The sequence below is a fragment of the Streptococcus sp. 449_SSPC genome (assembly GCF_001073005.1).
Classification (GTDB): domain Bacteria; phylum Bacillota; class Bacilli; order Lactobacillales; family Streptococcaceae; genus Streptococcus; species Streptococcus salivarius_F.
Genome location: NZ_JVGR01000024.1, coordinates 26,592 through 41,435 on the forward strand (window position 1 = coordinate 26,592; position 14,844 = coordinate 41,435).

Annotated in this window: 15 protein-coding genes; 7 read left to right on the plus strand and 8 right to left on the minus strand. The window is 40.4% G+C overall.

What is annotated here, in order from left to right; all coding sequences use genetic code 11:
- Nucleotide 1 precedes the first annotated feature (1 nt).
- Complete coding sequence (locus ADH51_RS05520; RefSeq protein WP_048675060.1) at nt 2-859, plus strand: metallophosphoesterase; 858 nt, start codon at nt 2-4, stop codon at nt 857-859.
- 25 nt (nt 860-884) lie between these two features.
- On the opposite strand, the gene ADH51_RS05525 is transcribed toward ADH51_RS05520, so the two are convergent.
- The 4 genes from ADH51_RS05525 to ADH51_RS05540 form a co-directional block, all read right to left on the minus strand.
- Nucleotides 885-1,631, minus strand: a complete 747-nt coding sequence (locus ADH51_RS05525) for an NADPH-dependent oxidoreductase (protein ID WP_048675063.1) — start codon at nt 1,629-1,631, stop codon at nt 885-887.
- 109 nt (nt 1,632-1,740) lie between these two features.
- On the minus strand, nt 1,741-4,425 hold the full coding sequence (locus ADH51_RS05530) for a cation-translocating P-type ATPase (RefSeq protein ID WP_048675066.1): 2,685 nt from the start codon (nt 4,423-4,425) through the stop codon (nt 1,741-1,743).
- Nucleotides 4,426-4,689: 264 nt separating this feature from the next.
- Nucleotides 4,690-5,076 (minus strand): DUF1934 domain-containing protein, encoded by a 387-nt coding sequence (locus ADH51_RS05535; protein ID WP_037600507.1) that lies wholly within the window; start codon nt 5,074-5,076, stop codon nt 4,690-4,692.
- 81 nt (nt 5,077-5,157) lie between these two features.
- Nucleotides 5,158-6,024 (minus strand): GNAT family N-acetyltransferase, encoded by an 867-nt coding sequence (locus ADH51_RS05540; protein ID WP_048675068.1) that lies wholly within the window; start codon nt 6,022-6,024, stop codon nt 5,158-5,160.
- A 176-nt stretch (nt 6,025-6,200) separates the two neighbouring features.
- Between ADH51_RS05540 and yidA the strand changes: the two genes are divergently transcribed.
- Both yidA and ADH51_RS05550 read left to right on the plus strand, forming a co-directional pair.
- Nucleotides 6,201-7,010: a sugar-phosphatase gene (yidA, locus tag ADH51_RS05545; protein WP_048675070.1), complete on the plus strand. Its 810-nt coding sequence runs from the start codon at nt 6,201-6,203 to the stop codon at nt 7,008-7,010.
- A gap of 1 nt (nt 7,011) precedes the next feature.
- Nucleotides 7,012-8,226 carry an aminoacyltransferase gene (locus tag ADH51_RS05550; protein ID WP_048675073.1) on the plus strand — a complete coding sequence of 405 codons (1,215 nt, stop codon included), beginning with the start codon at nt 7,012-7,014 and terminating at the stop codon, nt 8,224-8,226.
- 51 nt (nt 8,227-8,277) lie between these two features.
- Here the strand turns inward: ADH51_RS05550 and ADH51_RS05555 are convergent, their stop codons facing one another.
- Genes ADH51_RS05555 through yycF form a run of 4 tightly spaced genes read right to left on the minus strand, consistent with a single transcriptional unit; the run spans nt 8,278 to nt 11,554 of the window.
- Entirely contained in the window at nt 8,278-8,637 is a 360-nt protein-coding gene (locus tag ADH51_RS05555) for a YbaN family protein (RefSeq protein ID WP_037611660.1), read from the minus strand.
- 58 nt (nt 8,638-8,695) lie between these two features.
- Nucleotides 8,696-9,508: an MBL fold metallo-hydrolase gene (locus ADH51_RS05560; RefSeq protein ID WP_048675076.1), complete on the minus strand. Its 813-nt coding sequence runs from the start codon at nt 9,506-9,508 to the stop codon at nt 8,696-8,698.
- A 2-nt stretch (nt 9,509-9,510) separates the two neighbouring features.
- Complete coding sequence (vicK, locus tag ADH51_RS05565) at nt 9,511-10,854, minus strand: cell wall metabolism sensor histidine kinase VicK (protein WP_048675079.1); 1,344 nt, start codon at nt 10,852-10,854, stop codon at nt 9,511-9,513.
- Entirely contained in the window at nt 10,847-11,554 is a 708-nt protein-coding gene (yycF, locus tag ADH51_RS05570) for a response regulator YycF (protein WP_002884978.1), read from the minus strand. The genes vicK and yycF overlap by 8 nt, the downstream gene beginning before the upstream one ends.
- Before the next feature lie 285 nt (nt 11,555-11,839).
- Here yycF and ADH51_RS05575 point away from each other — a divergent pair, with 285 nt between their 5' ends.
- From ADH51_RS05575 to ADH51_RS05590, 4 genes are read left to right on the plus strand one after another with little or no spacing between them, the layout of a single operon-like run.
- Nucleotides 11,840-12,607 carry an amino acid ABC transporter ATP-binding protein gene (locus tag ADH51_RS05575; protein WP_048675082.1) on the plus strand — a complete coding sequence of 256 codons (768 nt, stop codon included), beginning with the start codon at nt 11,840-11,842 and terminating at the stop codon, nt 12,605-12,607.
- A 9-nt stretch (nt 12,608-12,616) separates the two neighbouring features.
- Entirely contained in the window at nt 12,617-13,450 is an 834-nt protein-coding gene (locus ADH51_RS05580; protein ID WP_037611665.1) for a transporter substrate-binding domain-containing protein, read from the plus strand.
- A gap of 17 nt (nt 13,451-13,467) precedes the next feature.
- On the plus strand, nt 13,468-14,166 hold the full coding sequence (locus ADH51_RS05585; RefSeq protein WP_048674071.1) for an amino acid ABC transporter permease: 699 nt from the start codon (nt 13,468-13,470) through the stop codon (nt 14,164-14,166).
- A gap of 11 nt (nt 14,167-14,177) precedes the next feature.
- Nucleotides 14,178-14,828: an amino acid ABC transporter permease gene (locus tag ADH51_RS05590; protein WP_002886253.1), complete on the plus strand. Its 651-nt coding sequence runs from the start codon at nt 14,178-14,180 to the stop codon at nt 14,826-14,828.
- The last annotated feature ends 16 nt before the right edge of the window (nt 14,829-14,844 follow it).

The following is a 14,844-nucleotide window of genomic DNA, read 5'->3' on the forward strand; positions in this document are numbered from 1 at the left end:
TATGACAAGACTTGCAGTAATGAGTGATTTACATATTGATTTAAATCACTTTGAAACATATGAAATCGATACTCTAATAAAGTGCCTAAAAGATCAAGAAGTTAGCCATCTCCATATTGCTGGTGATATTTCTAACCATTATTATATCGACACGAAACCTTTCCTACGAAAACTGTCTAAGGCGGTCGAGGTCACCTATAATTTAGGCAATCATGATATGCTTGATTTAGAAGATGAGCTTATTGATAATCTTGATTTTCGGGTAATTGATTTAGGAAGTAAGACATTATTGGCTTTTCATGGGTGGTATGATTATTCCTATTCTGATGAAAAATTGGATAAAATTCTTAAACGTAAGAAACAACTCTGGTTCGACCGACGACTTAAACGATTGGGTACAGATCCCGAAATCTGTCAAACTAGTCTCAAGAAGCTAGACAATATCTTAAGTGAATTAGATACTAGTAACCTTATAGTTGCCATGCACTTCGTTCCTCACAGTCGTTTCACCATGACGCACGAACGTTTTAAACCTTTTAACGCTTATTTAGGATCTGAACAATTCCATCAGATTTTCGTCAAACATGGCGTTAAAGACGTTATTTTTGGTCATGCCCACCGCAGTTATGGGACGGTAACTATTGACGGTGTAACCTATCACTCGCGTCCTCTTGGATACCGACGAGAATGGGACTTAACCATTAACTTTGTTTCCAATCACCCTGAACTCAATCCTACTGGAACATGGAACCTCTCTAAACGGTACAACCTAGTCAAGAAACGGCCGGAGTTTTTAGAATATGAAAAAAAGGAACTAGCAAATGAGTTCCTTTCCTCTATGACACTATTCGATTTGTAGAACGACTCTTATGGGAGTCGTTTTTTTAGTCGATGAAAAATCCCTGCTTTTGAAGATCCTTCAAGGTATTAGCACGATTGGCAACGGATTTATCCATGGTCTTAGCAATCTGAGTCGTAAATTCATCAACCCTATTATTGAGATCGCGGAGATCATAATACTCATGGACTTCAGCGTCGTAATCTTTTAGCTCCTCCAAGGGATTTTCTAAATCCTGATAATAATTTTCCATATGGATAACGTGACGTGGCAAACGAGGTTTTAGCTGTGGTTCCTGATCTGGCCAACCAACTGCTAGGCCTACTGCAGGATATACATACTTTGGAAGTTTGAGAAGCTCCGAAAGCTTGGCATTATCATTCAAGATACTACCCAAATAAACTGTTCCCATACCTAAACTCTCAGCAGCTACTACCACATTTTGAGCAGCAATCATTGCATCTGAAAAGGCCGAGATAAAGCGTTCGGGACTACCTTGCACCAAGGCTTCAGCACCCTTTGCCTCTGCAATCAAAGTATTACGTCTTTGGTCTACAACAAATACAAAAAGATGACCAGCATTTGGAATATAAGGCTGATTCGCAATTTCAGCAATTTCTTCCTTCAATTTTTGATCAGTAATACTGATAATCGAATAGGATTGTCTAAAATTACTAGTTGCCGTATGTCTGGCAACATCAACCAGAAGGTCAACTTCTTCCTGTGTCAAAGCTAGAGGTTTAAATTGACGGATGCTGCGGTGATTGAGTTGTGTCTTAATGGTCTCGTTCATGGCCTTCTCCTTAACTTGTAATCATTTCTCTTCAATTATAAACAAGACTCCTCCTGAATTCAAGATGTGATAAGAAAAAGCCAGAGACCATTATCTCTGACTTTATGTTTTAAATAGCGTCTTTATCCTTACCAAGGGCACGTTGAATAGCTTTGACTAATTCAACCAATACCACAATCAAGAAGGAACCTACAATAACCGCAAGCCATTGTGTCAGACTAAGGTGTGACACATGGAAAAGGTTATTAAATCCAGGAACTACGATAGTTGCCATCAAAAGAACGAAGGCTACTGGAATTGCCCAGTTGAAAGTCTTATTTCTAAAGAGACCAACTTTAAAGACTGATTGATAAACTGATTTAACGTTAAAGGCATGGAGCAACTGGATTAGTCCAAGTGTTGCAAAGGCCATTGTAAGGGCATCCGCATGAATTTCTGCTTGCGTATGGTGCTCTGGGAAGGCAAGGCCCCAACCATATACTGCAAGAACAAGGATAGTTTGGAAAACACCTTGATACATAATCGCTCCGAAGACACCACCATCAAAGAAGTTTGATTGGCGACCACGAGGTTTGTGAGTCATAATACCTGGTTCAGCTGGCTCAACCCCAAGTGCGATAGCTGGAAGTGTATCAGTGACTAGGTTAATCCATAGAAGGTGTACTGGTTGAAGCACATCCCAACCAAACAGTGTAGCAAAGAAGATAATGAAGACTTCGGCCATGTTGGCTGACAAGAGGTATTGGATTGATTTTTGAATATTTGAGAAGACCTTACGTCCTTCTTCTACGGCAACGATAATTGTCGCAAAGTTATCATCGGCAAGAACCATATCTGAAGCACCCTTAGAAACCTCTGTACCTGTAATTCCCATACCGATACCAATATCAGCTGTTTTAAGTGAAGGCGCATCATTAACCCCATCACCTGTCATGGCAACAACCTTGCCATCATTTTGCCAAGCCTTAACGATACGAACCTTGTGTTCAGGAGACACACGCGCATAGACAGAGTACTGTTTGAAGACTTTTTGGAATTCTTCATCAGAAAGCTCATTAAGCTCAGCGCCAGTAAAGACATGATCTTCCGTATCATTTGGATCGATGATACCAAGACGCTTAGCGATTGCTTCCGCTGTATCTTGGTGGTCACCTGTAATCATGATTGGACGAATCCCCGCTTCTTTAGCGACACGGACAGCTTCTGCTGCTTCTGGACGTTCTGGGTCAATCATACCTACCAAACCTGAGAAAATCAAATCAGACTCAACAACTGCAGATTCCAAGGTAGGAATGTCATTCGTTGTCTTATAAGCCATCATCAAGACACGAAGGGCTTGTTTTGCCAAGTCCTTATTAGTCGCAAGGATAGCTTGTTTGTCTTCATCCGTGATAGGACGGACCTCACCATTGATTTCAATACGAGTCACACGTTTGAGCAATTGGTCAGGCGCACCTTTAACAGCTACAAAGTATGTGCCATCCGCTTCTTTATGGATAGTAGACATGAGCTTACGGTCGGAGTCAAATGGCAATTCTGCCACACGAGGCTCTGATTTCAAGACGTCACGCACATCAAAATTGTGGTCCAAACCAAATTGAACAAGAGCTGTTTCCGTTGGGTCCCCGATTAGTTTACCGTCTGGATCTACCTTAGTATCATTGGCAAAGTTCATAATACGAAGGGTCGTATTATCAGCACCAAGTTCCGTAGAAGCATTTTGCAATTGACCGTTAGTATAGACCTTTTCAACAGTCATTTGGTTCATGGTTAAGGTACCAGTCTTATCAGATGCGATAATTTCAGTTGAACCGAGGGTTTCAACTGCTGGCAATTTACGAACAATCGAATTGCGTTTAGCAAGGGTCGTTGTCCCAAGTGACAGGAGAATGGTTACAATGGCAGGCAAACCTTCAGGAATGGCTGCAACGGCTAGAGCAACGGCAACCATCAAGCCTTCAAGAGGCTGTTCGCCACGAATGAAGACACTAACCAAGAATGTCACCAAGGCAATAGCGACAATAAGATAAGTCAAGGTCTTAGACAATTGCTCCAAGCTTTGTTTCAATGGCGTTTGTGATTCGTCCGCATTAGCCAGCATATCGGCAATCTTACCGACCTCAGTATACATACCAGTATTGGTTACAACTCCAGTACCACGACCATAAGTAACGTTAGAGTTTTGGTAACCCATATTCACACGGTCACCGATACCCGCCTCTGCTTCAACTGTCTCGGTAACGTCCTTTTCAACTGGAACGGATTCACCGGTAAGGGCTGCTTCTTCAATCTTAAGTGAGGCAGCTTCGAGCAAGCGCATATCCGCAGGAACAACATCACCTGCTTCAAGCAAGACGATATCTCCAGGAACCAATTCGCGTGAATCAATTTCAACGACATGGCCATCACGGTGCACACGAGCCATAGGGCTAGACATGTTTTTGAGGGCTTCAATAGCCGCTTCTGCTTGTCCTTCTTGATAAACACCAAAGGCTGCATTCAAAACAACAACGGCTAAAATAATGCAGGCATCCGTCAAACCATGCATACCTTCTGTAATAACAGAAAGGGCGGCAGCGACAAGCAAGATGATAATCATCAAATCTTTAAACTGATCGATGAATTTTGACAAGAGGCTACGTTTTTCACCTTCATCCAACTCGTTATAGCCATAGGCATCTAAACGTTCCTTGGCTTGTGCAGTAGACAAACCATCAACAGAAGTGTCCAAGTTTTTTAGGACTTCTTCCTCTCCTTGTGTGTAAAACAAGGTTTTACTTTGTTCTTTAGACAAAATAATCTCCTCCTTCTATATAGGGAAAAATGGCTAACAAGACTCTTTTTATATAAAAAATCATACAAAAAGAGACTTGTTTAATAAAAAACAAGTCTCGCTGTTTAAGAATATGCCGGAAATATAAAATTTCGTAATGACGACATAATCGCAACTGTTAATCAAATCTCATGATTACAGTCACCTGCTACTCCCTTATTTGTACTAAACATTTTATCATAAATTATTCTTTATTCAAGCAAAATGATTCTATTTTTTCAAAAATTAAAACCAAGAAACTTCTAATTCATAATCAGCAAAAACATCTTCTGTTTCTGGATGTTTCAATTGATAATGAATATCAACTGTCTGTCCATTAGAGTCATGGGCAAATAAACTAGTGTCTGTCAGAAAATGCTGGGTACCAAGCGGTGTCGGAATGTGGACCAAGGCAGGTACTTTAGCAGAAAAACGCATAATGGATTTAGGATTAGAAAAGCGTGTCATCACTAGCTCATCCTGATTCAACTTAATAACCACTTTTTCTTTCTCGGAATTATGATGAACAAGATAGGTATAATCCCCTTTTTCCATAACCTCACAAGTGTGGATTTCTTCGATAATTTCCGTTTGGTCGCCTACTTTAATTTTGTTTTTGATTTTAATTTCCATTTATACTCCATTCTGTTCTAAAACTACTTTTTACTTAAGACGATAGCAACTCTAACCTCAAAGAGAGTTTCAACATTGCGTTTACCCTTTCTGCTTCAAGTAAACCACCTGGGTTTGTTTGACAAAGCCAATCTTTTCATACAAGCGTTTGGCACCTACATTGCTATCTTCCACTGCAATTTGGAAGGACTTGTCATTTTGCGCAATAAGTTGGTTGACGACTGATTTTGCCAGATAGCTTCCATAGCCTTGGCCACGATAAGCTTCTGCTACGGCAAGTCCATAAAGGTAGTTGCTATTCCCAGATAAATCAACCGTACAAACTCCAATCACTTGACCTTCTTTGAGTAGGATGTAAAGCAGGCTATCGGAATCCTCCAAGGCCTCTGTAATGTATCTGCGACTTACTTCAAGTGTTTCCTCTGCATCAGAAAAGGCTTGGTGCTGGAGTTGGGCAATTTCATCTAGGTAAGAAGGTTCAGCTAAGAGCACCTTGACATCTGAACGGGAATCCAGAGCATATGGTGTTCTATCTCGCCCTAGCCAGGTTTCCGTCTCTTCATCCTCAACCAAACCCCAATGACTTGCCAAATCAGGATGACCATCTAGAAAAACACGCTCCGTCTGAAAGGTCACTGAGCGAATAGGATAAGATGCCATTTCTTTTTCAAAGCTTCTATACATCGCACGCGCAATCCCCTCACGACGATGACTAGGGTCCACTAGGATGCTCACTTCAACGTCTTCATCATCCGCATAAACCGTTAATAAGCCAAGCAACTCTCCCTCTTGATAATAAAGGAAAAAGGCCGGCATATTGGGATTAAAATTAAGCATATTGGAGAGATAGGGTTCTCGAAAGGTTTGATCATGGGCTTGGCAGCTAGCAATCAATACTTTTGCCGCCTTCCGTTCTTGCTCCGTCAATTGGTTAGTTGCTCGAATCACTTTACCTCTCCTTTATTGTCTGACCTTATTTTACCAATTAAAAAGCATTTGGGCAATTCTTACCTAATCTACTTCTTTAAAGAGACAATAATACTTTTCTCAGGAAGAACTATGACAAAGCGCCTAAATTTTAGTAAAATAGAAGGGAAACTAACTAAACGAAACAGGTAATTATTATGTCTATTAAACTTATTGCTGTTGATATTGATGGAACGCTTTTAAATAGCCAACGTCAAGTTACACCGGAGGTCTTTCAAGCGATTCAAGATGCTAAAGCTGCTGGTGTAAAGGTTGTTATTGCGACTGGTCGCCCTATTCCAGGAGTATTTCCACTTCTTGAAGAGCTCAATCTCAACCAAGACGGAGACTATGTTATCACTTTTAATGGTGGTCTTGTCCAAGAAACTTCTACTGGTAATGAATTGATTCGTGAGACACTTTCATACGAAGACTACCTTGACATTGAGGTTTTGGCTAACAAACTTGGTGTTCATTCTCACGCCATTACTAAAGATGGTATCTACACAAGTAATCGCAACATTGGACGCTATACAGTTCATGAGTCTACACTTGTCCATATGCCGATTTATTATCGTACACCTGAGGAGGTAGCTGACAAGGAATTTGTTAAGGCCATGTATATCGATGAGCCTGAAATTCTTGATGCAGCCATTGCCAAACTTCCACAGGAATTTTATGACCGCTTTACCATTGTAAAATCAACACCATTTTATCTAGAAATTCTCAAGAAAACAGCCAACAAAGGGATTGCTGTAACCCATCTTGCTGAGAAACTCGGTCTTTCTAAAGAAGAAACAATGGCTATCGGTGATGAAGAAAATGACCGTGCTATGCTTGAAGTCGTTGGCTCTCCTGTTGTTATGGAAAATGGTAATCCAGAAATGAAGAAAATTGCGAAACACATCACAAAATCAAATGATGAATCTGGTGTCGCTTACGCTATTAGAAAGTGGGTTCTAGAATAATATGTATACCTATAAAACTGGACTCAGTACTTCTGAGCATGACCGCTTTGTTATAGATAGTCCTCAAACGAATTTATTACAGAGTAGTTCATGGGCTAAAATCAAGGATAGTTGGGGAAATGACCGCCTAGGTTTCTATCAAGATGGTAATCTCGTTGCTGTCGCTAGTGTCCTTATTCAGCCACTCCCTCTTGGCTTTTCTATGATTTATATCCCTCGTGGACCTATTATGGACTATCAAGATAAAGAGTTGCTCGCCTTTGTTATGGCTTCGCTTAAAAAATATGCCAAAACAAAGCGTGCCCTCTTTGTGAAATTTGACCCAAGTCTCTTTGTGACAAAAAACTTGATCTCACAAGAAGCTGAAATCCGTGAAGAGACTATGGCAATTGCCAAGTCCATCCAAGCTCTTGGCGTTGAATGGACTGGCCTCACTGAAGATATGGCTGAAAATATTCAACCACGCTTCCAGGCTAATATCCATAAGGAAGATTTCACTGAGGAACAACTCTCTAAGAGTACCAAGCAGGCTGTTCGTACTGCTCGAAATAAGGGGATTTCAGTCCAATTTGGTGGCACTGAGCTTCTTGAACAATTCGCATCTTTGATGAAGAAGACTGAGGCCCGTAAGAACATCCACCTTCGTGGCATTGATTATTATGAAAAGTTGTTGACTACCTACCCAGAATCTTCTTACATTACACTCTCAACTCTTGATTTACCAGCTCGTCTCAAAGACCTCAATAAGCAACTCGAAAAGAACATTGCTGATGCAGCCAAGTTCACTGAAAAAACTAAACCAGGAAAAATCGAGAACAATAAACAAGAGCACAAGAGACTTAAAGAGGAAATTGACTTTCTTCAAGAAAAAGTTGATGCTGGAAATAAGACGGTCCCACTCTCTGGTACACTCGTTCTCGAATTTGGCAAGACGTCTGAGAATATCTATGCAGGAATGGATGAAGATTACCGCCGTTATCAACCGGCTATCCTGACATGGTATGAAACAGCTAATCACGCTTTTGAGCGTGGTGCTGAGTGGCAAAACATGGGAGGAATTGAAAATTCACTAGATGGTGGCTTGTATAATTTCAAGTCCAAATTTAACCCACGTATTGAACAATTCATTGGAGAATTCAACCTTCCAGTTAGCCCTCTTTACGGACTAGCCAATTTTGCCTATAAACTCCGTAAGAAATTACGTAGCAAACATTAATAAAATATAAAATGAGACTCCATCTTGGAAGTCTCATTTTTTGATGATAGCTTAGTCTTTATCAGGAATAACCTTAAAGAGATAATAAGTGATGAAGACCGTCAGGCAAAAGAGTCCGATTTTCACCCATAGTATAGGGGCAAAAAAGATTGAAATTGCCATCAAAACATAGATTTGGATGATAATCTTTTTCTTTCGTTCTTTGGCAATTGATTTGGTTTCTCGAAAATCGGCTACATAACTTTGATACAGCTTAGTATGATATAACCATTTCTCAAAACGTTTGGAACTTCTAGCAAAGCAAGCAATGGCTAAAAGTAGAAAAGGTGTTGTGGGTAAGATAGGGAGGGGAATCCCAAGAATTCCCAAACCGAGCGAGACAAACCCTAACGAGAGATAAATTACTTTCATAAATACATTCCTTTTAAAAAGCTGCACTAAACGTATTAGTGCAGCTCTTCTGCTATTTTTAAATGTCTGTCAGTGGAGTCGCTGTGTCTGGTGAGGTATCATAAACTTTAAAGTCAGTTCCAACACCAAAGTCAGCACGTGCCAACTGATTTTCCATCGTCATGTGGGCCAACTCCTTGATATTATTTTCTTTGGAAAGGTGACCCAAGTAGATCTTTTTAGTTTTATTACCGATGGTGCGAATCATAGCATCCGCTCCATCTTCATTACACAAGTGACCTTGATCAGAGAGGATACGTTGCTTGGTTGACCAAGGATATGAACCTGCTCTAAGGATTTCAACATCATGATTGGACTCAATCAGATAGCCGTCGGCATTCTCAATAATACCTGCCATACGATCAGAAACATAACCCGTATCCGTCAACATAACGAAACTCTTTCCATCTTTCATAAAGCGATAGAACTGTGGATCAATAGCATCGTGACTAACTCCAAAAGACTCAATATCAATGTCTCCAAAGGTCAGAAGCTTATCACGAGAAAAAACATGTTTCTGGCTATTATCAATCTTACCAAGCATATTTTTACTATCCATAATTTGCCAGGTTTTCTCATTTGCGTAGATATCCATGCCATATTTACGAGCTAAAACGCCTACACCATGGATGTGATCCTTGTGTTCATGCGTTACTAAGATTGCATCCAAATCACTCGGTTCACGATCAATCTCAGCTAGCAAACTTGTGATTTTCTTACCAGACAAACCAGCATCTACAAGAATCTTCTTCTCTGGAGTTTCCAAGTAAAAGGAATTACCAGTTGACCCTGAAGCCAAAATACTATATTTAAACCCTAAATCTGAGGTCATTTCTACTCCATCTCCCATTCATCAACCATCATGGCATCCTTGTCATATGGAAGCACAATTGTAAAAATTGAACCCTTACCATACTCACTCTTAGCCCAAATAAAGCCCTTATGTTGTTTAATAATTTCTTTTGCAATGGACAAGCCTAGACCAGTTCCACCTTGGGCACGACTTCTGGCCTTATCAACACGGTAAAAACGGTCGAAAATCAAAGGCAAATCTTTCTTAGGAATACCCAAACCTTGGTCAGAAATAGAAACAATCAACTGTGAGTCAGTTGTCTTCATAGACACTGTAATCTCACCACCATCAGGCGAATACTTGATGGCATTGTTAAGAATATTATCCACGACCTGGGTCATCTTATCTGTATCAATCTCTACCCAAATTGAGTTTACTGGGTAATCTCGAATGATTTCGTAAGTTTTACCTGTATTGGTTTCTTGACTTTTAATCTGATCAAAACGATTCAATATATAGGTCATGAAGGCCGTGAAATTGGTCATCTCAACGTCAAGTTGGGTACTCTTATTGTCAATACGAGACAGTGCCAAGAGGTCAGAAATCATTCGCATCATACGATTGGTCTCATCCAAAGAAACTTTGATAAAGTTAGGAGCAATCTCTTCGTCGAGAGCACCATCATCAAGTGCCTCCAGATAGGATTTTACAGAAGTCAAAGGTGTACGCAACTCATGACTAACGTTTGAGACGAAGAGTCGACGTTCACGCTCTTCTTTTTCTTGCTCAGTAGCATCGTGAAGAACGGCAACCAGACCTGAGATAAAACCTGATTCTTTACGAATAAGGGCAAAATTAACACGTAGGGTCACAAACTCATCATTGGCATCTCGACGTGACAAATGAATTTCAGGAGTCTTAGACAGCAATTCACTATAAGTATAGGGATTTTCGCCATCTAATAAATCTAAAATGGACATCTGTGTCGCTGTTTCAAAATCTAGATTCAACAAACGCTGAGCTGTGCTATTAATCATGGTAATTTGACCACGACGATTTGTCGCAATAACCCCATCACTCATGTAAGAAAGAACTGATGATAAGCGGTTTTTTTCCTGGGCTAGATTTTCATGCGTCAGACGAAAGACATCCGATAAATCATTCAAGCTGTCAGCTAGCTCTAAAAGCTCTGGATCACCCTTTAAGCGTAACTCCTCGTTATAGTTACCTGCCATTAAGGACTTGACCCTCTTGGTCAACTTTCGAATATTTTTGACTCGTCGATAATCACGATATGCAAGAAAAATAAAGTAGAAAGCCACAAAGAGGAGCGTAAAGAGTAAGGCTAGTTCAAAGCTTGTGATGTTTAAGCCAATACTAGTCATAATTCTTCATATAATAACCAACACCACGTCGAGTCAAAATATATTCAGGACGACTAGGTGTATCTTCAATTTTTTCACGGAGACGACGAATGGTTACGTCAACCGTACGAACATCACCAAAATAGTCATAGCCCCAAACAGTTTCAAGCAAATGCTCACGCGTCATCACTTGTCCCATATGAGTTGCCAAATGGAAAAGCAACTCAAATTCACGGTGTGTGAGCTCAACTTCATTTCCACGTTTTTTAGCAACAAACGCATCTGGAACAATAATCAACTCACCAATTGAAATCTCCTGCTTGCCAGAGTTAGAGCTTTCTTCTGCTGCTGTTTCAATAGTCTCTGTACGACGCAGGTGAGCTTTGATACGTGCCAACAATTCACGATTAGAAAATGGTTTCGTCACATAGTCGTCTGCCCCAATTTCTAGTCCGATAACCTTATCAAACTCGCTATCCTTAGCGGAGAGCATGATAATTGGTGTATGACTTGTCTTTCGAATTTCCTTAGCAACTTCTAAGCCATCTAGTTCAGGCAACATCAAGTCCAGGATGACCAAGTCTGGTTTTTCAGCTTCAAACTGCTCTAAAGCTTCACGACCATCAAAAGCCGTAACAACTTCATAACCCTCTTTAGTCAGATTAAACTTGATGATATCCGAGATTGGTCTTTCATCATCAACTACTAGAATTTTTTTCATATAAACACCTCATCGGTTTTCTTAAGTCATTCAATTTTGTAAAGTAGAAAACTTTACGTATCAAACATATTATACCAAAAAATAGGTTAAGGACCAAGTTTCTACTATAGATATTGAGCTGATATACAAGCTTTTCTTGTTTTTTAAGATAGCTTTGCTATGTGTAATCGGTTAAAAGACAAACATTATGATTGAATTTTCAAACATTTTTGACATTTTACTATATCTATAGTAAAATACACTCTTGTTGTTACATATATTAATGTAAAATTTTAGGAGGCACTTATGGCACTTATCGAATTTAAAAATGTCAATAAATATTACGGAGATTATCATGCACTTCGTGACATCAATCTAGAAATTGAAAAAGGACAAGTTGTGGTTCTCTTGGGACCTTCTGGGTCTGGGAAATCCACTCTCATCCGTACTATCAACGCCTTAGAATCAATCGATAACGGTACGCTTATCGTTAACGGACATAATGTTACGGAAGCTTCTGCCAAAGACTTGGTAGAATTGCGTAAAGAAGCGGGGATGGTATTCCAACACTTTAACCTCTACCCTCACAAAACCGTTCTTGAAAATGTTACCTTGGCACCTATCAAGGTTCTTGGAATCAGTAAGGCAGAGGCTGAAAAGACTGCTGAAAAATTCCTTCGCTACGTTAACATGTGGGACAAGAAGGATTCATACCCTGGTATGCTTTCTGGTGGGCAAAAACAACGTATCGCTATTGCCCGTGGTCTTGCCATGAATCCTGAGCTCTTGCTCTTTGACGAACCAACGTCAGCCCTTGACCCAGAGACTATTGGTGACGTGCTTGCGGTTATGCAAAAACTTGCCAAAGGTGGCATGAACATGGTTGTCGTAACCCACGAAATGGGCTTTGCCCGCAGTGTGGCTGACCGTATCATTTTCATGGCTGAAGGTCAGGTTCTTGTAGACACTACGGATGTGGATGGTTTCTTCGACAATCCAACTGAACCTCGTGCAGTTCAATTCCTTTCTAAGATTATCGACCACAACTCTGATCGTGTCCAAGTGGACGCCTAAGGAGGGCTTATGTTAATCAAGAAACTTAGTCGCATTTTAGCTATCTCTGTTATAGCTTTTCTAGCAGTTCTCCTCTGGAACACTAAAAGTAGTCAGGCAGATGAAAGCAGTAAGCTACTCAATAGTGCTGCAATTCAAAAAATTGTCAAAAAAGGGACTCTAAACGTTGGTGTCAAACAAGATGTCCCAAACTTTGGTTACTACTCAGCCAAAACCAATACCTATCAAGGGATGGAAATTGATCTTGCTAAGAAAATCGCCAAAGAACTTAAGGTTAAGGTGAATTTTACAGCGGTTACCCCACAAACTCGTGAAGCCCTTATGGACAATGGAACTATTGACATGCTTATCGCTACTTATACCATTACAGATGAGCGTAAGGCTTCATATGCTATGTCAAACCCTTATTACTACGACCAAATCGGTTTCCTCGTTCAAACCAAATCTGGCTACAAGAAACTTTCTGATCTTAACGGTAAAACTATCGGGGTTTCTCAGGGATCATCTGCTAAAGCTGCTGTTGAAGAGTACGCTTCAGCTAACAATCTTAAGTTTGACTACGTCCAACTCGGATCTTATCCTGAGTTAGCCGTATCACTCTATGCTTACCGTATTGACGCCTTTGCTGGGGATAAATCAATCTTGTCAGGTTATGAAAGTGATAAAACCAAGATTCTGGATGAAGGTTTCAAAACGCAAGAATACGGTATCGCTTCAAGTAAGTCTAATCAAGAGTTGATTGACTATACCAACGATTTGATTGCTAAATGGCAAAAAGATGGTAGCCTTCAAAAACTCTACGATAAGTATCACTTGAAACCAGCTAAGGCTGAAGATAAATAGAAAGGAGTCCTGAATTTATGTATCTTTTAACTGAAACGGCTAGTCCTTTCGCTCTTGAACGTTGGACTGCTTTCTTCGCTAACTTTGGGCAGTTTGCCAAAGGTTTCTTTTACACCCTTGGCATTTCAATTGGTGCCTTGATTGTTGCCCTTCTTCTTGGGCTTATCTTTGGGGCTATGAGCTCTACTCACAACAAAGTCCTTCGTGGCATTTCACGTGTTTATGTCGAAATCTTCCAAAATACACCCTTGCTTGTGCAATTCGTGGTTGTCTTCTATGGGATTTCAATCTTGACTGATGGTCATGTCATGATTCCAATTTCATTGACAGCTATCCTTTGTGTGGGTGTCTACACAGGAGCCTATATCTCTGAAATTATTCGTACAGGTATCGAGGCAGTTCCTAAAGGTCAAACCGAAGCCGCTTTGTCTCAAGGATTCACCTACGCTGATACCATGCGTATCATCATCTTGCCTCAAGCAGTCCGTACTATCTTGCCACCATTGACCAACCAAGTGGTTAACTTGATTAAGAATACTTCTACAGTTGCCATTATCTCTGGGGCAGATATCATGTTCACTGCTAAGGCTTGGGCTTATGATACCACTAACTATGTGCCGGCCTTTGCTGGGGCTGCCTTCCTCTACTTTATCATGTGTTTCCCTCTAGCTACTTGGGCACGTCGTAAAGAAGAAGAGAATAAGAAAGCTTACTAAGGAGGTCCACTATGTCAGAAGTTTTATCAGCTACTAACCTTAAATTCTTGGCACAAGGGATGTGGACGACTCTTTACTTGTCTTTCTTCATCATCGTGCTATCTACCCTGTTCGGAACTATTCTGGCGGTGATGCGTAACGGAAAGAATCCTATTCTGCGTTGGATTGCTTCTATCTACGTTGAGTTCGTCCGTAATGTTCCTAACTTGCTTTGGATTTTCATTATCTTCCTGGTCTTCCAACTCAAGTCAACCGCTGCAGGGATTACCTCTTTCACGGTCTTTACTTCAGCTGCCTTGGCGGAAATCATTCGTGGGGGACTGAACTCTATTGACCATGGCCAAACGGAAGCCGGCTTGTCTCAAGGATTTAACAACAAACAAATCTTTATTTACATCATCTTCCCACAAGCTATTCGTAAGATGTTGCCATCTATCATCTCTCAATTCGTAACAGTTATCAAGGATACTTCTTTCCTTTACTCTGTTATCGCCTTACAAGAATTGTTTGGTAAGAGTCAGATTTTGATGGGTGGTTACTACGAACCTAGTCAAATCTTTACCTTATACGGTATTGTGGCTTTAGCTTATTTCGTGGTTAACTTTGCCATCTCTAGCTACTCTCGCTACCTCTCTAAACAATGGGAGCAAGCTAGTGAATAAAACAAAAAACTCACCT